The sequence below is a fragment of the Bradyrhizobium sp. CCBAU 45384 genome, assembly GCF_028128665.1.
GTDB classification, from domain to species: Bacteria; Pseudomonadota; Alphaproteobacteria; order Rhizobiales; family Xanthobacteraceae; genus Bradyrhizobium; species Bradyrhizobium manausense.
Map to the genome: position 1 here is coordinate 329,748 of NZ_LBIZ01000117.1, position 19,648 is coordinate 349,395.

A 19,648-nucleotide genomic window follows, 5' to 3' on the forward strand; every position below is an offset into this window, starting at 1 on the left:
GAATACCCTTGAATACCCAAAAGCCGAAGGAACCCTGCACTTTTCCCGGGCTTGCTCCCAAGATAGAGCTTGCATTCTGGGATATGGTATACCAAGCTGCTCGCCGCGCTTGCGACCATAAGCCACAAGATTTGCGACACTCCGTCAGATGGACGGCGCTGTCGTGACCAGACAGGCGCTTGGGAGGTTGTTGATGATTTCCAACACGGATGGCGCCGTCACGGCCGCGCCGCTTCGCACAGGTTTCCGTTGGCTCCAGCTGGTGATGGGCATCGTCTGCATGGCGATGATCGCCAACCTGCAATATGGCTGGACGCTGTTCGTCGACCCGATCGACGCCAAGTACCATTGGGGTCGCGCCGCGATCCAGCTCGCCTTCACCATCTTCGTCGTCACCGAGACCTGGCTGGTGCCGATCGAGGCCTGGTTCGTCGACAAATACGGCCCGCGCATCGTCATCATGTTCGGCGGTGTGATGATCGCGCTGTCCTGGGTGCTCAACTCCTACGCCGACTCGCTTCCCCTGCTCTATACCGCGGCGGTCGTCGGCGGCATGGGCGCGGGCGCGGTCTACGGCACCTGCGTCGGCAACGCGCTGAAATGGTTTCCCGATCGCCGCGGCCTTGCCGCCGGTGCGACGGCTGCCGGCTTCGGCGCGGGCGCAGCGCTCACCGTGGTGCCGATCGCGGCCATGATCGCATCGTCAGGCTACCAGCACGCGTTCCTCACCTTCGGCATCGGCCAGGGCCTGATCGTGTTCGTGCTCGCCTTCTTCATCCAGCCGCCCCGACTCTCGATCCCGCCGAAGAAGAAGCAGCTCAACCTGCCGCAGACCAAGATCGATTTCACGCCTCCCCAAGTGCTGCGCGCCCCGATTTTCTGGATCATGTATCTCGTCTTCGTCATGGTCGCCTCCGGCGGCCTGATGACCGCGGCCCAGATCGCGCCGATCGCGCACGACTTCAAGATCGCCGACACGCCAGTCTCGCTCGCCGGCTTCCAGATGGCGGCGCTGACCTTCGCGATCTCGCTTGACCGCATCTTCGACGGCTTCGGCCGCCCGTTCTTCGGTTTCGTGTCTGATACGATCGGCCGCGAGAACACCATGTTCATCGCCTTCGGCACCGCCGCCTTGATGCTGCTGACGCTGTCGGCCTACGGTCACGTCCCGATCGTGTTCGTGCTCGCGACCGCGGTCTATTTCGGCGTGTTCGGCGAAATCTACTCGCTGTTCCCCGCCACCTGCGGCGACACCTTCGGCTCGAAGTTCGCGACCACCAACAACGGCATGCTCTACACCGCGAAGGGCACCGCCTCCCTGCTCGTCCCGCTCGCCAGCGTGATCTCGACCGCCTATGGCTGGAAGGCCGTGTTCGTGGTGGCCGTGGCGCTGAATGCGACGGCCGCGCTGATGGCGCTGTTCGTGATCAAGCCGCTGCGCCGCTCCTTCATCCTGGGCAAGGAGGCCGAGAGCGCCAGCCCCGCGACCGCCACCGCCGAGACGCGTGCCAAGACCGGGACGGCGTGAGCCGCGACACATCTTCACGTCGATCGAGGGGCGCAGTGATGCGCCCCTTTTTCTTTGTCGATGAGGACGAACGTCAGCATAGCTGCCGCAAGAATTTTCGGATCAACCAAATCCAGCGCTTGACGATTGGCATTATGTATACCACACTCCCTGCATCGTTCACCCAGGGAGGTTGCCATGCTGGTCGGAGACATTCTGCGCAAGAAGACGCCGCGCGTCGTCACGGTGCGAATGAACGAAACCGTGGGTATTGCCGCCAAGCTGATGCGGGCCAACAACATCAGCGCGCTGGTGGTGAAGGACGTGGTCCGCTCGGAAGGAAACACCGCGGTCGGCATGTTCACCGAGCGCGACGTGGTGCGCGCGGTTGCCGAGCACGGCGCTGGTGCCATCAACGTCAAGGTCTCGCAGCTCGTCTCGGTGCAGCAGCTCGTCTCCTGCACCTCCTCTGACACGATCGAGCATGTCCGGCATCTGATGAACCGGAATCACATCCGGCACCTGCCCGTGATCGACGATTACAGCCTCGTCTCCGTCATCAGCATGCGCGACATCGCCGCTGCCGTTGACGAGGCCCTCAACGGCGCGCCGCAAGCGGCAGCTTAAAACGTCTCACTTCCCTGCGACTACCGGCCCCGGCTCGGACGCATCCGAGCCGGACCGGATCTCTCGTCCCAAATTTCCGGTACCCCGCGAGGATTTCATGAAGATCTGCATCTACGGCGCCGGCGCGATCGGCGGATATCTCGGCGTGCAGCTGGCCCGCGCAGGCGCCGATGTCAGCCTGGTTGCACGCGGCGCGCATCTCGCCGCGATGCGCGAGCGCGGCCTGACACTCCTCGCCGGCGAGGAGACGCACACCGTCCATCCCCGCTGCACCGAAAATGCGGCCGAGCTCGGCGTGCAGGACTATGTCGTCGTCACGCTGAAGGCGCATTCGATCACCGGCGTGATCGAGAAGATGCAGCCGCTGCTCGGGCCGCACACCCGCATCGTCACCGCGGTCAACGGCATCCCCTATTGGTATTTTTACAAGCACGGCGGCGCGTATGAGAACGCGACCTTGGAGAGCATCGATCCCGGCGGGCGGCAGTGGCGCGAGCTCGGGCCCGACCGCGCGATCGGCTGCATCGTCTATCCCGCCACCGAGATCGAGGCGCCCGGCGTGATCCGCCACGTCTACGGCAGCAATTTCCCGCTCGGCGAACCATCAGGCGAAATCACCGCGGACGTGCAACGCCTCGCCGACCTCTTCGTCGCCGCAGGGCTGAAGGCCCCGGTGCTCGACCGCATCCGCGACGAGATCTGGCTCAAGCTGTGGGGCAATGTCTGCTTCAACCCGATCAGCGCGCTGACCCATGCGACGCTCGACGTGATCTGCAGCGATCCCGCCACGCGCGCGCTGTCGCGCGCGATCATGGTGGAGACGCAAGCCATCGCCGAAACCTTCGGCGTCAAGTTCCGCGTCGATGTCGAGCGCCGCATCGAGGGCGCCCGCAAGGTCGGCGCGCACAAGACCTCGATGCTGCAGGATCTCGAGCGCGGCCGTCCGATGGAGATCGACCCGCTCGTCACCGTGGTGCAGGAGATGGGGCGCCTGACCAGGATCCCGACGCCCGCGCTCGACTCCGTGCTGGCGATGGTGACCCAGCGCGCCCGCATCGCCGGCCTCTATGACGGCATCTCCGCGCCCCTTGATCCTCGCGCGCTGGCGGTGGCGTGATGAGCACCGGGACGACGAAATGGCTGCGCTTCCGCCACGGCGGCACCACCGGCTTCGGCACACTGACGCCGCCAGGCATCAGTGTGCATGAGGGCGAGATGTTCGGCCGGAATGCTGCGACCGGCAAGATTCTGACGCTGACGGAGGTCGAGCTGCTGGCGCCCTGCGCGCCCAGCAAGATCGTCGCGCTCTGGAATAATTTCCATGCGCTCGCGGCCAAGCTGAACCAGCCCGAACCGCCTGAGCCGCTCTATCTCCTGAAGGCTACCACCACCATTACGACGCCGGGCGCGGTGATCCGCCGTCCCTCCTATTACGACGGCAAGACCACCTATGAGGGCGAGCTCGGCATCGTCATCGGCAAGACCTGCGCGCGCGTCTCGCCTGACGAGGCCGACCACTTCATCTTCGGCTACACCTGCGTCAACGACATCACCGCCAACGACATCCTGACCAGCGATCCCACCTTTCCGCAATGGGCCCGCGCCAAGGGCATCGACGATTACGGCCCGTTCGGACCTGTGATCGCGACCGGCCTCGATCCGGCCAGGCTCACGGTCCGCACCATCCTCAATGGCGCGGAACGGCAGAACTATCCGATCTCCGACATGATCTTTTCCGCGCAAGCCCTGGTCAGCAAGATCTCCCACGACATGACCCTGCTCCCCGGCGACCTCATCGCGGTCGGCACCTCGGTCGGTGTCGGCGTGATGAAGGAGCCGGTGAACATCGTGACGGTCGCGATCGACGGCATCGGCGAGCTGACCAACGAGTTCAGGCTGTAGCCTCTCGGCGTCACGGCCGCGTTCTCCTCCGTCATTCCGGGGCGCGACGAAGTCGCGAGCCCGGAATCCATTTCGCCACCGTCTCTGCTGCCTGATGGATTCCGGGCGCTGCGCTTCCGCGCCGCCCCGGAACGACGATTGCGAAGCACCCGCCTGTGGATCGCGCCGTCCAACACCACCGGCCGCCCGCCCGCCCCTTGATCTCGGTTCCGCTCTCCAATAGCAATTATGGCGAAAATGTGCGCGGACGTGAGGACGTCGCCATGTGGCTGTTTTTGCTGGTTGCCTGGTTTGTCCTGCTCGTCGCCATCGCGTTTCTCGCCCCGCAGGCGTTTGGTTACGACATCACCCATTTGCCTGCCGCCTTCATCGCCCTGCCGGTGCCGCAGCGCATTGCGGCTGGTGCGATCGTGCTGGCCGGACTGGCGCTGATCGGCGCCTCGGCCTTTCGGCTCTCACGCCAGGACCGCCGCCTCGACAGCTTGCGCGACCGCCTCAAGAAGACCCGGGAGGACGTCGTGGTCGCGCACGCCCTGCAAAACCATCTCGACGCCACCGTCCAGCACCTGATCGAGAGCGATCCCCGGGAGGCTGTCGCCGCATTGCATGACAAGCTCGGCGAGACCGAGCAGCGCGCGCTGCTCCAGCAGGGCCGCAACCAGTCGACCGACATGCACGACCAGCTCGCCGAGATCCGCCGCCGCCAGCAGACGGTGCGCGAGATCGTCGGCAAGGTCGCCGATCAGCGCCGCACGGTCGAGCCCGTCTTCACCGAGATCCGCGACCGCCAGAACCAGCTCGAACGCGCGCTGCTCGACCTCGAGACCGACGATCGCAAGAACAATCTCGCCGACCGGCTGAAGGATATTGCCCGTGACGTGTCGACGCTGCTCGGCCGGGTCAACGCGGTGCAGGACACGTTCGCAACGCTGAACCAGTACAAGGAAGATCTGGCGAAATCCCATGCCGAGCTGGTGCCGCTGCGCTCGTCCGACGCCGGCATCAACGCCCTGATCGGCGAGCTCAGCCTCAGCCATGAGCGGCTCGCCAAGACCGTCGACGAGCTCGAAACCGGCGGCGAGACCCCGCTCAGCACACGCGTCGAGACGCTGTCGAAAAACAAGGATGAGATCGAGCAGCGCCTCGCCCGCATCGACGACAGCGCCAACATCCTGAAAAGCATCCGACTCGATTTCGAGGAGCTCGCCCAACGCCGGGCCCAGCTGGAACGCTCGCTCGACGAGATCGAGACCGACGCTGACGGCAGGACCCTCGTCGATCGCCAGAACGCGCTGAACGATTTCGTCCTGCAATCGCGCCAGCGGCTGGCCGCCTTGCAGGAAACGCTGGCGACGCTGAACGCCTTCAAGGCGGAGCTGTCGAAATCGCAAGCCGATCTCGTGCCGCTGAAGGCGCCGGTGTTCGGCATCGAGGCCATGATCACCGAGGTCAGCGCCACCAGGGATCTCCTGGCCAAGACCGTCGGCGAGATCGAGGCGGGCGGCGGCACCACTCTCACCTCGCGCGTCGATGCGCTGGCCAAGAGCAAGCGCGAGGTCGAAGAACGCCTCGCCCGCATCTTCGAGAATTTCAACGCGCTCGATGCCTTGCGCAAGGACATCGGCGGCATCTTCTCGACCATCCGCAACAGCCTGAACCGGATCGGGTGAGTTGCCGCGCGGGATGGGCAGAGTGAAGCGAAACATTTCGACCCACATCACATCTGCGCGCGCCCAAGAGATGCCGCCAACATGTCTCGCCGCTGCCGCAACTTGGTCGCATTCCGACGTCCATCTCTGAGGCGTGTCTGGGGGCACGGCTCAGCCGTGCTTGGGCCAAACTGCTAGGGGTATCACTGTGAAGAAGATTGTATTTGTTCTGGGTGCGACGCTTGCTCTGGTGACGGCTGCGAACGCTGCAGATTTGCCGCGCCGCCAGCCCGTGCCGGTCTATCCGGCCGAGCAGGCTCCGATCGGCAAGATGCCCATCGGCAAGGGGCCCGTTGGCAAGGCCCCGATCGGCAAGGCGCCTGGCCCGGTTGCCGCGCGCTACTGAGGCGCCAGCGAACGAAAAGAGGCCGACAGTCGAGGGGCACAGCGTGACGAACAAGTTTGATCGATCGGGATCCTGCATCCTTGCGGGCCTCGCGCTCGCGACCATGATCGCGTGCGTGATGCCGTCGGCCTCGGCCCAACAAACGAAACACGAAACGAACAAGCGCATGGCCGATGCCAGTGCGCTTGTCTCGACCGACACCGCATCGCGCGCCACGCCGCAAGCGACGCGGCGCTCGGTGACGCGGGCGGAGAAAGGCCCCTACTACGTCGACTTCCGCGCGCGGACGGCGGCGAGCTGGGGCCATGCCTTCGTCTGGTACGGCAAGACCAGCGAGCGCGCCGTCGAGGTCGCGGGGCTGACGCCTGCCGGCGACACCTGGACCTATGTGCTCGGCCATCTCACCTGGGTGCCATCGGAGACCGGCGCCAGCTACGGCGATCTCGATCCGGACTATCTGACCGCGAGCTATCGCGTCTATCTGAACGAAGCCGACGCCAAGCGCGTGTTCGCCTATATCGAGAAGCTGAAGGCAAGCTCGCCGGTCTGGAACGCCGAGACCACCAACTGCACCGGCTTCATCGGCGACATCGCCGAGTACATGGGCCTGAAAGTGCCGTATCGCTGGCAGCGCCCGGAAAACTTCGTCAACAGCCTGAAAGAGATGAACGGCGGCCGGCAGATGGTGCGGCTGTCGGCGGAGTAGCGGCCACGCCGTCATTGCGAGCGCAGCGAAGCAATCCAGAATCTTTCCGCGGAGGGACTCTGGATTGCTTCGCTGCGCTCGCAATGACGAGTCCGTTGACGCAGCAGGGCCAATTCTAGGACCGTCACCCTGGGGTGCGAGCCGCGGTGCGCAGCAGCGCGAGCGAGCCTCGAAGGGCGACGGCCCGGCTCTCGCAGCACGGCCGTTCATCCTTCGAGGCTCCCATGGGACGCGTTGCGTTCCATGCTTCGTACCTCCTGCGACAACCGCTTCGCGGTTGCGCGGGGATGACGGATCGAGATCTCGATTATCCGCCTCACGGAATCACCCCCCACCGTCCGCATGAGGCCCCGCCCTCACCGCACGCCCCCCCAATAGACATTTCCTAACCTCGGCGGCATCCTTCTCCTCATCAACCGATAACAGAGCGCCAGCGCGAGGCGCGGGGGAAACAGGGATGCTGCAAACACGGTTCACAAAACTCGTCGGTGTCGAGCACCCGATCGTCCAGGGCGGCATGCAGTGGGTTGGGCGCGCCGAGCTGGTCGCGGCGGTCGCCAATGCCGGCGCGCTCGGCTTCATCACCGCGCTGACCCAGCCGACGCCGGAGGACCTGACCCGCGAGATCGCGCGCTGCCGCGACCTCACCGACAAGCCCTTTGGCGTCAACCTCACCATCCTGCCGGCGATCAAGCCGCCGCCTTATGCCGAATACCGCGCCGCCATCATCGAGGCCGGCATCAAGGTGGTCGAGACCGCCGGCAACAAGCCGCAGGAGCATGTCGACGAGTTCAAAAGGCACGGCGTCAAGGTCGTGCACAAATGCACCAGCGTCCGCCATGCGCTCTCGGCCGAGCGGATGGGCGTCGACGCCATCTCGATCGACGGGTTCGAATGCGCCGGCCATCCCGGCGAGGACGATACCCCCGGCCTGATCCTGATCCCCGCCGCCGCCAACAAGGTCAAGATCCCCATGATCGCCTCCGGCGGCTTTGCCGATGCCCGCGGCCTGGTCGCGGCGCTGGCGCTCGGGGCCGAGGGCATCAACATGGGCACCCGCTTCATGGCGACCAAGGAGAGCCCGATCCACCAGCTCATCAAGGAGAAGATCGTCGCCAATGACGAGCGCGAGACCGAGCTGATCTTCCGCACCATGCGCAACACCTCGCGCGTCGCCAAGAACGAGGTCTCGACCAAGGTCGTCGCGATGGAGAAGGAAGGCGCCAGGTTCGAGGACATCCGCGAGCTGGTTGCGGGTGCCCGCGGCAAGATGGTCTATGCCACAGGCAATTCGGACGAAGGCATCTGGTCGGCCGGCCAGGTGCAGGGCCTGATCCAGGACATCCCGAGTTGCGGCGAGCTGATCTCCCGCATCGTGCGGGAGGCGGAGGCGATCATCCGCGGCCGGCTCGAAGGCATGATCGTTCAACCAAACGCGCAAGCCGCGGAATAGTCACTGCAAGAAGCGAGAGTAATTCATGAAGGCTTACGTCTACGGCGCTGAAGGCGCTCGGATTTCCGACGTCGCTCAACCAAAGCCTAAAGGCACGCAAGTGCTGGTACGCGTCCGCGCCTGCGGTCTCAATCGCGCCGACACCGGTATGCGCAAGGGCCATGCCCATGGCGCGGCCGGCGGCGTCGGCACCGTGCTCGGCATGGAATGGGCCGGCGAAGTGGCCGAGCTCGGACCCGATGCGAAGGGCGTCAAAGTCGGCGATCGCATCATGGGCTCGGGCGGTGCCGCGTTCGCGGAGTATACGCTTGCCGACCATGGCCGGCTGTTCCGCGCGCCCTCGAACATGAATTTCGAGGAGGCCGCCACCCTGCCCGTCGCGCTCGCCACGATGCACAACGCCGTCGTCACTGTCGGTGGCGTGCAGCCGGGGCAGGCCGTGCTGATCCAGGGCGCGAGCTCGGGCGTCGGCTTGATGGCCATGCAAATCGCAAAGCTCAAGGGCGCAAAGCTCGTGATCGGATCCTCGACCGATGCCTATCGCCGCGGACGACTGAGGGACTACGGCGCCGACCTCGCGGTCGATTCCTCCGATCCCAAATGGGTCGACGAGGTGCTGAAGGCGACTGGCGGCGAAGGCGTCGATCTCATCGTCGACCAGGTCTCGGGCAAGGTCGCCAACCAGAACCTCGCGGCGACCAAGATCCTGGGCCGCATCGTCAATGTCGGCCGGCTCGGCGGCACCCATGCCGACTTCAACTTCGACCTCCATGCCGCCCGCCGCATCTCCTATATCGGCGTGACCTTCCGCACCCGCAGCATCGAGGAGGTCCGCGCGATCTTTGAGGAGGTCCGCAAGGACATCTGGGGCGCGGTGGAATCGCGAAAGCTTCAGCTGCCGATCGACCGCGTCTATGCGTTCTCCGACATCGACAAGGCGTTCGAGCACATGGAGGCGAACAAGCACCTGGGGAAGATTGTCGTGACGGTGCCGTAGCTCCGGCCACGGTCGTCATTCCGGGGCGATGCGACGCATCGAACCCGGAATCTCGAGATTCCGGGTTCGCCTGCGGCGCCCCGGAATGACAGTGTCGTAGGATGGGCAAAGCGAAGCGTGCCCACGTTTTGTGCGCGATCACGCAGGGATGGTGGGCACGGCGCTTTGCGCCTTTGCCCACCCTACGAGAGCCGAGCAAGGACACTCGGCCCGCCTTCAATTCAGAAGCATTCGCAACAGCTTCCCTCCTGCAACTCACTCGCGACTAGTTCTGTGGATCGTCGCTTGATGTTCGCGAACGCCCTGCTAAATCCCCGCCATGAGCGGACAACACGACAAGACATCGGTCGCGGCCATCTCGATCCTGGCCAGCGGCGGCATGGCGGCGGCCAAATTCGTGGTCGGGATCGCGATCGGATCGCTGGCGCTGATCTCCGAGGCGCTGCACTCCTCGATCGACCTGGTCGCGACCATCATCACCTGGGCGGTGGTGCGGGTCTCAGACAAGCCGGCCGACGACGAGCACCATTACGGCCACGGCAAGCTCGAGAGCGTCTCCGCGCTCGGTGTGACCGCCCTGCTCTATGTGCTCGCCGGCGGCATCCTGGTCGAATCCTACAGCCGGCTGCGCGAGGGAACCCCGCCGCCGACGATCTCGGCCGTGCCATTCGTGGTGCTGGTGCTCGACATCGCCGTCAATCTCTGGCGCGCCCGCGCCCTGCACAAGGCCGCGCGGGAAACGCGGAGCCAGGCGCTCGCGGCCGACGCGCTGCATTTTGCCTCCGATGTCATGGGCTCATTCGCTGTCATCATCGGCCTGATCCTTGCGGCATTCGGCTTCTGGTGGGGCGACGCCGCGGCCGCCGCCGCGGTCGCCGTGATGATCGCTCTGCTCGGCCTGCGCATGGCGGGCTCGACGGTGCAGACGCTGGTCGACCGCGCGCCGGAAGGGGCACAGGACAAGGCCACCGCCGCGATCCGCAGCGTGCCCGGCGTGATCGACGTCGAGCGGCTGCGCGTGCGCATGGTCGGGGCGACCACCTTCATCGACAGCATCGTCAAGGTGCCCAGGACCTACCCGATCGACCGCGTCGAAGGCATCAAGCGCAACGCCGAAGCCGCCCTTGGCAAGGCCTTCGGCGATGCCGACCTGTCCTTCACGGCCGTCCCCGTCGCCCGCGACAACGAGACCGTGCGCGACCGCATCATGGTGATCGCGCGCAATTCCGGCCTCGCCATCCACCACGTCACGGTGCACGATCTTGTCGCCAAGCTGATCGTCAGCATCGACCTCGAGGTCGACGCCAACATGCAACTCGAGGCCGCCCACGACGTCGCCAACAGGCTGGAGCGCAGCATCCAGGAAGAGTTCGGCGCTGACGTCGAGGTCGACGTCCATATCGAGCCGCTGGAACCGGAACTGCCGTTCGGCGCCGATGCCGCGCCCGACAGGGTACAGATCATCGCCGCCGCGCTCACCGAATATGCCGCCGGCGGCGAGATTCACGACATCCATAATGTGCGCGTCCGCGACACCGAAGGCGGCGAGATCGTCAACTTCCATTGCCGCGCCGCGCCGTCGATGAGCGTGATCAAGGTGCATGAGCAAGTCGATGCGATCGAGCGCCGCTTGCGCCGCGCGTTCCCGAGCGTGAAGCGCGTCATCAGCCACGCCGAACCACCGCGCGCGTGAGGCGGAAAGCGCGAGGAGTCACACGTTCTCGTTTCGGACTCCTATGCACGTGAGTTTGCGGAGCAGAAGCCGCGCAAACTCTGCATTGGATAAGAATTATTTCGCGTTAACCTTTCGTTGACTCTCGACAGCCTGCGCAAACTGGATTCAAATCGCTGTGATTCGAAAGCGTTGTGGGGCTGCTTTCGAATGGTGTTGCAGACAGGTTTTCAGGGGGCCGAAGGCATGGCGCGCGCAGACGCCGCGAACGCGTGCGTCCAATCCGATTCGATCAAGGGATTGGCGCAATCGATCGCGAAACCTGCCTATCATCGGCTCCTGATCGCGGAGCCGGCGCTGCGTCGCGCCGTGCCGACGCTCATCATTGCCTTCCTCATCACGATCTGCCTCGGCGCGTTCGTCCAAGTCGTCGACCAGACACGCCAGAAGCGCCTGGTGATCCAGAACGACATCTCGATGCTCGCCGAGCTGCTCGCCGAGCGCATCGACCGCGCGACCTCGTTGCGCGCCGAGCGACTGAAGGCCATCGAGAACCTGCCGACGCTGCTGCCCGACATGATCCCGAACAAGGCCAGGGTCTCGGGCCGCCACGTCGTCGTCACCTCGGCCGGCGTCAACGGTCACATCCTCGCCCGCATTCCGATCGACAGCGATCCAGCAGGCAACGACCGCCTGCTCGATGCGATCACCACCGCACAGCTGCTCGCGGCGCCGCCGCGCGACAACGACGTCGCGGACATGACGCTGCCTGACGGCAACACGGCGCTGGCGACCGCGCGGCCGATCAAGTCGTTGCCGGGTCTCGTCACGGTGATCCAGGAGCGCAACGAGCCGATCTGGGGCTCGGACGCAGCACTGTCCGTGACGCTGTCGGCGACCACGGGCTTCGTCGTCCTGATCCTCGGCTTTGCCTTCCACTGGCAGTCGACCCGCGCCCGTGAAGGCGACCTCATCAACGACGCGGTGCGCGGCCGCATCGACACCGCGCTCAACCGCGGCCGCTGCGGCCTGTGGGACTGGGACCTGTCGCGCGGCCGGATCTTCTGGTCGCAATCGATGTTCTCGATGCTGGGCCTCGACGGCCGCAACGAGCTGCTCACTTTCGGCGAGGTCAATGCGCTGGTGAAGTCCGACGACATCGACCTGTTCGAGATCGCCGACCAGCTGATCTCCGGGAAGATCGACCACATCGACCAGACCTTCCGCATGCAGCACGTCGACGGCCACTGGATCTGGCTGCGCGTCCGCTGCGAGCGAACCCGCGGCGCAAGTGATGCCGGCATCCACCTGATCGGCATCGCGGTCGACATCACCGAGCAGAAGAGCCTCGCCGAGCGGACCGTGGAAGCCGACCTGCGCCTGCGCGATGCGATCGAGACCATTCCGGAAGCCTTCGTGCTGTGGGACGCCAGCGACCGCCTGGTGCTCTGCAACTCGCACTTCCAGCGCCTGCACAAGCTGCCCGACACCGCGGTGATCCCCGGCACCTCCTACGAGACCGTGCTGGAAGTCGGCCGCATGCCCGAGGTCCGCACCCGCCACAACGAGACCGGTGCCCAGGGGCCGGGCGCGCGCACCTTCGAGGCCCAGCTCGACGACGGCAGCTGGCTGCATATCAGCGAGCGTCGGACCAAGGACGGCGGCTACGTCTCCGTCGGCACCGACATCACCCGCATCAAGGAGCACGAGCAGAAGCTCGTCGACAACGATCTGCGCCTGCGCGCCACCGTCATCGACCTCAAGCGCTCGCAGGCCGCGCTGGAGCGCCAGACCATCGAGCTCGCCGATCTCGCCGAGAAGTACCAGCGCGAGAAGACCCGGGCCGAGGAAGCCAACCAGACCAAGTCGAAGTTCCTCGCCAATATGAGCCACGAGCTGCGCACGCCGCTCAACGCCATCATCGGCTTCTCCGAGATCATGGGCTCGGGCATGTTCGGCGAGCTCGGCAGCGAGAAGTACCAGGAATACTGCCACGACATCCTGACCAGCGGTCACTATCTGCTCGAGGTCATCAACGACATCCTCGACATGTCCAAGATCGAGGCCGGCCGCATGAAGCTCGACATGGAAGAGCTCGACCTGTCGCAGACGTTGGCTGAATCCTTGCGCGTCGTCGTCGGCCGGGCCCAGGACAAGCACCTCGAGCTCGATGCCGACATCGGGAAATCGATCTCTGTCGTCGCCGACCGCCGCGCCACCAAGCAGATCGTCGTCAACCTCTTGTCCAACGCCGTGAAGTTCACGCCCGACGGCGGCCGCATCGTGGTGCGCAGCCGGCAGCTCGAGGACAGGATCGTGCTGATGATCGCCGATACCGGCATCGGCATCGCGCCGCACTCGCTGGCGCGGCTCGGACGTCCGTTCGAGCAGGTCGAGAGCCAGCTCACCAAGACCTATCACGGCTCCGGCCTCGGCCTCGCGATCGCGCGTTCGCTGGCACAGCTCCACGGTGGCTCGATGAAGCTGCGCTCCAGGCTGGAAGTCGGCACCGTCGTCCGCGTGACGCTGCCGCGCGACGCCGTCAAGGCGGCTGGGATTTCGGCGGCGGCGTGAAGCCTCGAGCACGATGGATCGGCGTCGGATCACCTCTCCCGTAGGGAGAGGTGATCGAGCCCTCGGCTCGCATCGAATCAACGAAACAGATTCCGCTTTACGATTGCAGCGATGGCGCGACTTCGCGGGCGATATTGACCAGCGCTGCGATCAGCGGCGTCATCGGGTCCCGCTGCGGGATGACGAGACCAATGCTGTAGGTGACCTCGGGGTCGACGATCGGGATGGTGCGGACCTTGTCGGACAGGCCGAGCGTCTCGGCGAGCTTGGCCGGCATCACGCTCGCCCACCGGCCGGTCTTGACGTGGGTGAACAGCACCAGCAGCGAATTCGATGTCAGCGTCGGCGTCGCCTCCGCGCCGACCGAGCGCAGCGCGCGGTCGATGATGCGGCGGTTCTGCATGTCAGGCGTCAGCAGGCACAGCGGCACCTGCCCGACCTCCTTCCAGGTCACCATCTCGCGATCGCCGAACATCCCATCGGGCGCGGTGAGCAGGCGATAGCTCTCATTGTAGAGCGGAATGGTGCGCACCTTGCCGATCGGCTCGTTCTCGATATAGGTCAGTCCCGCATCGACCTCGAGATTTTCGAGCAGCCCCAGCACCTCCGACGACGTCGTCGAGCGGATGCTGAAGCGCACCTCGGGATGCCGCGCACGGAACGGCGTCGTCAATGACGCGACCATGCCGAGCACGGTCGGGATCGCCGCAATACGGATCTCGCCGGAGAGCTGATGCTTCAGTCCGTTGATCTCGTCGCGCATCGCACGAGCATCGCCGACGATGCGACGCGCCCAGTCGAGCGCCCGCTCGCCTTCGGGGGTGAAACCCTGGAAACGGGAGCCGCGCTGGACCAGCATCACGCCGAGGATCTCCTCGAGCTGCTTCAGCCCGGTCGACATGGTCGGCTGGGTCACGCCGCAGGCCTCTGCCGCCCGTCCAAAATGCCGCTCCTTGGCCAGCGCCAGCAGCAGTTCAAGCTTGTCGATCAATCGTCCGTCCCTTCGGATTCCAACGTGGCATGCAAGCTATCACGCCGGGGCTGCACCAACACGCAAAAACCGGCAGCCGATACGAGTTTCATTACCTGACCGTATCGGTCGATTGCGCTTTCCAATCGATCCGAATTCGCAATCGCAGCATGAGACAGCTTTATTGATCTTCGAATGATTCCAAATAGTTTGCGGAAGGGACGCTCAATTTGAGAACGAAGAATGACAGTGGTTTTTGAGCCTTCATACGAGCCTTCATGCGAACCTTGGAACGAGATTCGCGGCGCCGAGATCATCGCCGAACATGCCAGCCAGGAAGGCGCAACGCTCGTCATCCTCCACGCGCTCCAGGCGGCGTTCGGCTACGTGCCGGAGGCCGCCATTCCCATGGTGGCGCAGGCGCTGAACCTGTCGCGCGCCGAGGTCCATGGCGTCTTCACCTTCTACCATGATTTCCGCCACAAGCCGGCCGGCCGCCATGTGCTGAAGCTGTGCCGCGCCGAGGCCTGCCAGGCCGCCGGCGGCGATGCGCTGGCGGCGCGCGCCGAGGCGAAGCTCGGCGTTTCGCTTGGCAACACCACTGCGGATGACCGCGTCACGCTGGAGCCGATCTACTGCCTCGGCCTCTGCTCGACCGCGCCGTCGGCGATGCTCGACGGCCGCCTCGTCGGACGGCTCGACGAGAAGCGCCTCGATGCGCTGGTTGCGGAGGCGCAGCGATGAATATGAAGATTTTTGTTCCTCGGGATGCGACGGCAATCGCCGTCGGCGCCGATGACGTCGTCACAGCGCTTGACCAGATCGCGCGGCAGCGCGGCCTGTCGATCGAGATCATCAGGACCGGTTCGCGCGGATTGCACTGGCTGGAGCCGATGGTCGAGGTGGCGACGCCTGCGGGCCGCGTCGCCTACGGGCCGGTGAGCGCCGAGGACGTCGCCTCCGTGCTCGAGTCCATGGCGAGCGACGGACCGCACGCGCTGCGGCTCGGCGTCACGGACGAGATCTCCTGGCTGAAGCGCCAGACCCGCCTCACCTTCGCCCGCTGCGGCGTGATCGATCCGCGTTCGCTCGACGACTATCGCGCCCATGGCGGCTACAAGGGTTTTGAGCGCGCGCTGTCGCTGGGCCCGGACGCGATCCTCGACGAAGTGACGACGTCGGGCCTGCGCGGCCGCGGCGGCGCCGGCTTTCCGACCGGCATCAAGTGGAAGACCGTGGCGCAGGCCAAGGCCGATCGTAAGTTCATCGTCTGCAATGCCGACGAAGGCGACAGCGGCACCTTTGCCGATCGCATGATCATGGAAGGCGATCCCTTCCTGGTCATCGAGGGCATGACCACCGCCGGCATCACTGTGGGGGCGACCAAAGGCTATATCTACATCCGCAGCGAATATCCGCACGCGGTCGAGGCGATGAATGCGGCCATCAAGGCCGCCAGGCGCGGCGGCTATCTCGGCGACAGGATCGGCGGATCGACCCATAGCTTCGACATGGACGTGCGCGTCGGCGCCGGCGCCTATGTCTGTGGCGAGGAGACCTCGCTGCTGGAAAGCCTCGAAGGGCGCCGCGGCCTGGTGCGCGCAAAACCGCCGCTGCCGGCGCATCATGGCCTGTTCGGCAAGCCGACCGTCATCAACAACGTGCTGTCGTTTGCCGCCATCCCCTTCATCCTCGCAGAGGGCGCCAAGGCCTATGCCGATTTCGGCATGGGCCGTTCGCGCGGCACCATGCCGATCCAGCTCGCCGGCAACATCCGCCATGGCGGCCTGTTCGAAACCGCGTTCGGCGTGACGCTGGGCGAGCTCGTCGACGACATCGGCGGCGGCACGTTCACGGGACGCCCGGTGCGCGCGGTGCAGGTCGGCGGCCCGCTCGGCGCCTACTTCCCCCGCGCCCTGTTCGACACGCCGTTCGACTATGAGGCCTTCGCCGCACGTGACGGCCTGATCGGCCATGGCGGCATCGTCGTGTTCGACGACAGCGTCGATATGCGCAAGCAGGCGCGCTTCGCCATGGAGTTCTGCGCCATCGAATCCTGCGGCAAGTGCACGCCCTGCCGCATCGGCTCGACCCGCGGCGTCGAGACCATCGAGAAGATCATCCGCGGCGAACGCGTTGCCGAAAATCTCGCGCTGGTCGAAGACCTCTGCAACACCATGAAATTCGGCTCGCTGTGCGCACTCGGCGGCTTCACGCCCTACCCCGTGCTCAGCGCATTGAAGCACTTCCGGGAAGATTTTGTCCCGGCCCCGACCACGCTTCAGGCCGCGGAATAGGAGAACGACAATGTCTCTGATCGAGGAAGTCGACTTCGGCACGCCGCGCTCCAAATCATCAACGATGGTCACGCTGACCATCGACGGCAAAGAGGTCACGGTGCCCGAGGGCACCTCGATCATGCGCGCCGCGATGGACGCCGGCCACCAGATCCCAAAACTGTGCGCGACCGACATGGTCGATGCCTTCGGCTCCTGCCGCCTCTGCGTCGTCGAGATCGAGGGCCGCGCCGGCACGCCGGCCTCCTGCACCACGCCCGTGATGAACGGTCTCGTGGTCCACACCCAGAGCGAGCGGCTGAAGCAGCTGCGCAAGGGCGTGATGGAGCTCTACATCTCCGACCACCCGCTCGACTGTCTCACCTGCGGCGCCAATGGCGATTGCGAATTGCAGGACATGGCCGGCGCCGTGGGCCTGCGCGAAGTCCGCTACGGCTATGAGGGCGAGAACCACGTCTTCGCGAAATCCAACGGCGAGGTCAACGCCGCCTGGATGCCGAAGGACGAGTCCAACCCCTATTTCACCTACGATCCCTCCAAGTGCATCGTCTGCTCGCGCTGCGTCCGCGCCTGCGAGGAGGTGCAAGGCACCTTCGCGCTGACCATCTCCGGCCGCGGCTTCGACAGCCGAGTCTCGCCGGGCATGAGCGAGAGCTTCCTCGGCTCCGAATGTGTCTCCTGCGGTGCCTGCGTGCAGGCCTGCCCGACCGCGACGTTGACGGAAAAATCCGTGATCGAGATCGGACAGCCCGAGCACTCCGTCGTTACCACCTGTGCCTATTGTGGCGTCGGCTGCGCCTTCAAGGCGGAAATGCGCGGCGAGGAAGTGGTGCGCATGGTGCCCTATAAGGACGGCAAGGCCAATCGCGGCCATTCCTGCGTCAAGGGCCGCTTCGCCTGGGGCTACACCAACCACAAGGAGCGCATTCTTAAACCCATGATCCGCGAGCGGATCGAGGACCCGTGGAAGGAAGTGTCCTGGGACGAGGCGTTCTCCTTTGCCGCCGCCAGGATGCGCGGCATCCAGAAGAAATACGGCCGCGATGCCATCGGCGGCATCACCTCGTCCCGCTGCACCAATGAAGAGACCTATCTGGTGCAGAAGCTGATCCGCGCCGGCTTCGGCAACAACAATGTCGACACCTGCGCCCGCGTCTGCCATTCGCCAACCGGCTATGGCCTGTCGCAGACTTTCGGCACCTCGGCCGGCACGCAGGATTTCGACTCGGTCGAGGACACCGACGTCGCCGTCATCATCGGTGCCAACCCCGCCTCGGCTCACCCGGTGTTCGCCTCGCGACTGAAGAAGCGGCTGCGCCAGGGCGCGAAGCTGATCGTGATCGATCCGCGCCGCACCGAGATGGTGGAATCGCCGCATGTGAAGGCGCTGCACCTGCCCTTGATGCCCGGCACCAACGTCGCGGTCGTCACGGCGCTGGCGCATGTCATCGTCACCGAGGGCCTGGTCAACGAAGCCTTCGTGCGCGAGCGCTGCGACTGGAGCGAATTCGAGGAATGGGCCGCCTTCGTCGCGCAAGCAAAGCACAGCCCGGAAGCCACCGCGATCCTCACCGGTGTCGATCCGAAGGTGCTGCGCGAAGCCGCCCGCCTCTACGCCACCGGCGGCAATGGCGCGATCTATTACGGCCTCGGCGTCACCGAGCACAGCCAGGGCTCGACCACCGTGATCGCGATCGCCAATCTCGCGATGGCAACAGGCAATATCGGCCGTCCCGGCGTCGGTGTGAATCCGCTGCGCGGCCAGAACAACGTTCAAGGCTCCTGCGACATGGGCTCGTTCCCGCACGAGTTGCCCGGCTATCGCCACATCTCGGGTGATGCCGTGCGCGACCAGTTCGAGGCGCTGTGGAACGTCAAGCTCAACCCGGAGCCGGGCCTGCGCATTCCCAACATGTTCGATGCCGCCATCGAAGGCACGTTCATGGGCCTGTACGTGCAGGGCGAGGACATTCTCCAGTCCGATCCCAATACCAAGCATGTGGTGGCGGCGCTGTCGGCGATGGAATGCGTCATCGTTCACGACCTCTTCCTGAACGAGACCGCGAACTACGCCCATGTCTTCCTGCCCGGCTCGAGCTTCCTCGAGAAGGACGGCACCTTTACCAATGCCGAGCGCCGCATCCAGCGCGTGCGCAAGGTGATGTCACCGAAGAACGGCATGGCCGACTGGGAGGTCACCATCGGCCTTGCCAAGGCGATGGGCTTCGAGATGAACTACAGCCACCCCTCGGAGATCATGGACGAGATCGCGGCGCTGACGCCGACTTTCACCGGCGTCTCCTATGCCAAGCTCGACGAGCTCGGCTCGGTGCAGTGGCCCTGCAACGAGAAGGCGCCCGAGGGCACGCCGGTGATGCACATCGACGGCTTCGTCCGCGGCAAGGGCAAGTTCATCGTCACCGAATATGTCGCGACCGATGAGCGCACCGGCCCCCGCTTCCCGCTGCTGCTCACCACGGGCCGCATCCTCAGCCAGTACAATGTCGGCGCGCAGACAAGGCGCACCGAGAACGTGGTCTGGCATGCCGAGGACCGGCTGGAGATCCACCCCCACGACGCCGAGCAGCGCGGTGTGCGCGACGGTGACTGGGTGCGGCTGGCGAGCCGGGCCGGCGAGACCACGCTGCGCGCCGAAATCACCGACCGCGTGTCGCCGGGCGTGGTCTACACCACCTTCCATCATCCGGACACGCAGGCCAACGTGATCACCACAGACTATTCGGACTGGGCAACCAATTGTCCGGAATACAAGGTCACGGCGGTGCAGATCTCGCCCTCGAACGGGCCGTCCGACTGGCAGAAGAGCTACGACTCGCAGGCGCGGCACTCCCGCCGCATCGCGCCGGCCGAGGCCGCGGAGTAACCGC

The 19,648-nt window shown here is 65.3% G+C and carries 15 protein-coding genes; 14 read left to right on the forward strand and 1 reads right to left on the reverse strand.

Features of this window, described 5'->3' with window-relative positions; translation table 11 throughout:
- The first annotated feature begins 193 nt into the window (after positions 1–193).
- The 11 genes from oxlT to XH80_RS33075 all read left to right on the forward strand — a co-directional run bounded on the left by oxlT (position 194) and on the right by XH80_RS33075 (position 13,493).
- Positions 194–1,528, forward strand: coding sequence for an oxalate/formate MFS antiporter (gene oxlT, locus XH80_RS33025; protein WP_271602212.1), 1,335 nt, complete (start codon positions 194–196; stop codon positions 1,526–1,528).
- A gap of 177 nt (positions 1,529–1,705) precedes the next feature.
- The gene (locus XH80_RS33030) at positions 1,706–2,134 is read left to right on the forward strand and encodes a CBS domain-containing protein (RefSeq protein ID WP_188099180.1); all 429 of its coding nucleotides are present in this window, start codon (positions 1,706–1,708) and stop codon (positions 2,132–2,134) included.
- Positions 2,135–2,231: 97 nt separating this feature from the next.
- Positions 2,232–3,251: a 2-dehydropantoate 2-reductase gene (locus tag XH80_RS33035; RefSeq protein ID WP_271602213.1), complete on the forward strand. Its 1,020-nt coding sequence runs from the start codon at positions 2,232–2,234 to the stop codon at positions 3,249–3,251.
- Positions 3,251–4,036, forward strand: a complete 786-nt coding sequence (locus tag XH80_RS33040) for a fumarylacetoacetate hydrolase family protein (protein WP_271602214.1) — start codon at positions 3,251–3,253, stop codon at positions 4,034–4,036. The genes XH80_RS33035 and XH80_RS33040 overlap by 1 nt, the downstream gene beginning before the upstream one ends.
- A gap of 263 nt (positions 4,037–4,299) precedes the next feature.
- Positions 4,300–5,706 (forward strand): hypothetical protein, encoded by a 1,407-nt coding sequence (locus XH80_RS33045; protein WP_271602215.1) that lies wholly within the window; start codon positions 4,300–4,302, stop codon positions 5,704–5,706.
- A 181-nt stretch (positions 5,707–5,887) separates the two neighbouring features.
- Positions 5,888–6,091 carry a hypothetical protein gene (locus XH80_RS33050; RefSeq protein ID WP_057753092.1) on the forward strand — a complete coding sequence of 68 codons (204 nt, stop codon included), beginning with the start codon at positions 5,888–5,890 and terminating at the stop codon, positions 6,089–6,091.
- Positions 6,092–6,134: 43 nt separating this feature from the next.
- Positions 6,135–6,797 carry a hypothetical protein gene (locus tag XH80_RS33055; protein ID WP_271602216.1) on the forward strand — a complete coding sequence of 221 codons (663 nt, stop codon included), beginning with the start codon at positions 6,135–6,137 and terminating at the stop codon, positions 6,795–6,797.
- A 457-nt stretch (positions 6,798–7,254) separates the two neighbouring features.
- On the forward strand, positions 7,255–8,250 hold the full coding sequence (locus tag XH80_RS33060; RefSeq protein ID WP_271602217.1) for an NAD(P)H-dependent flavin oxidoreductase: 996 nt from the start codon (positions 7,255–7,257) through the stop codon (positions 8,248–8,250).
- A gap of 25 nt (positions 8,251–8,275) precedes the next feature.
- Positions 8,276–9,247 (forward strand): zinc-binding dehydrogenase, encoded by a 972-nt coding sequence (locus XH80_RS33065; RefSeq protein WP_271602218.1) that lies wholly within the window; start codon positions 8,276–8,278, stop codon positions 9,245–9,247.
- 319 nt (positions 9,248–9,566) lie between these two features.
- The gene (locus XH80_RS33070) at positions 9,567–10,940 is read left to right on the forward strand and encodes a cation-efflux pump (protein WP_271602219.1); all 1,374 of its coding nucleotides are present in this window, start codon (positions 9,567–9,569) and stop codon (positions 10,938–10,940) included.
- A 225-nt stretch (positions 10,941–11,165) separates the two neighbouring features.
- Complete coding sequence (locus XH80_RS33075) at positions 11,166–13,493, forward strand: PAS domain-containing sensor histidine kinase (protein WP_271602220.1); 2,328 nt, start codon at positions 11,166–11,168, stop codon at positions 13,491–13,493.
- A 97-nt stretch (positions 13,494–13,590) separates the two neighbouring features.
- Here XH80_RS33075 and XH80_RS33080 read toward each other — a convergent pair whose 3' ends face one another.
- A complete protein-coding gene (locus XH80_RS33080; RefSeq protein ID WP_271602221.1) occupies positions 13,591–14,484 on the reverse strand; it encodes a LysR family transcriptional regulator in 894 nt (297 codons plus the stop codon).
- 222 nt (positions 14,485–14,706) lie between these two features.
- Here XH80_RS33080 and XH80_RS33085 point away from each other — a divergent pair, with 222 nt between their 5' ends.
- From XH80_RS33085 to fdhF, 3 genes are read left to right on the forward strand one after another with little or no spacing between them, the layout of a single operon-like run.
- Complete coding sequence (locus tag XH80_RS33085) at positions 14,707–15,207, forward strand: formate dehydrogenase subunit gamma (protein WP_271602222.1); 501 nt, start codon at positions 14,707–14,709, stop codon at positions 15,205–15,207.
- Positions 15,204–16,760, forward strand: a complete 1,557-nt coding sequence (locus XH80_RS33090; RefSeq protein WP_271602223.1) for a formate dehydrogenase beta subunit — start codon at positions 15,204–15,206, stop codon at positions 16,758–16,760. The genes XH80_RS33085 and XH80_RS33090 overlap by 4 nt, the downstream gene beginning before the upstream one ends.
- Before the next feature lie 10 nt (positions 16,761–16,770).
- Positions 16,771–19,644: a formate dehydrogenase subunit alpha gene (gene fdhF, locus XH80_RS33095; protein ID WP_271602224.1), complete on the forward strand. Its 2,874-nt coding sequence runs from the start codon at positions 16,771–16,773 to the stop codon at positions 19,642–19,644.
- Positions 19,645–19,648 lie beyond the last annotated feature (4 nt).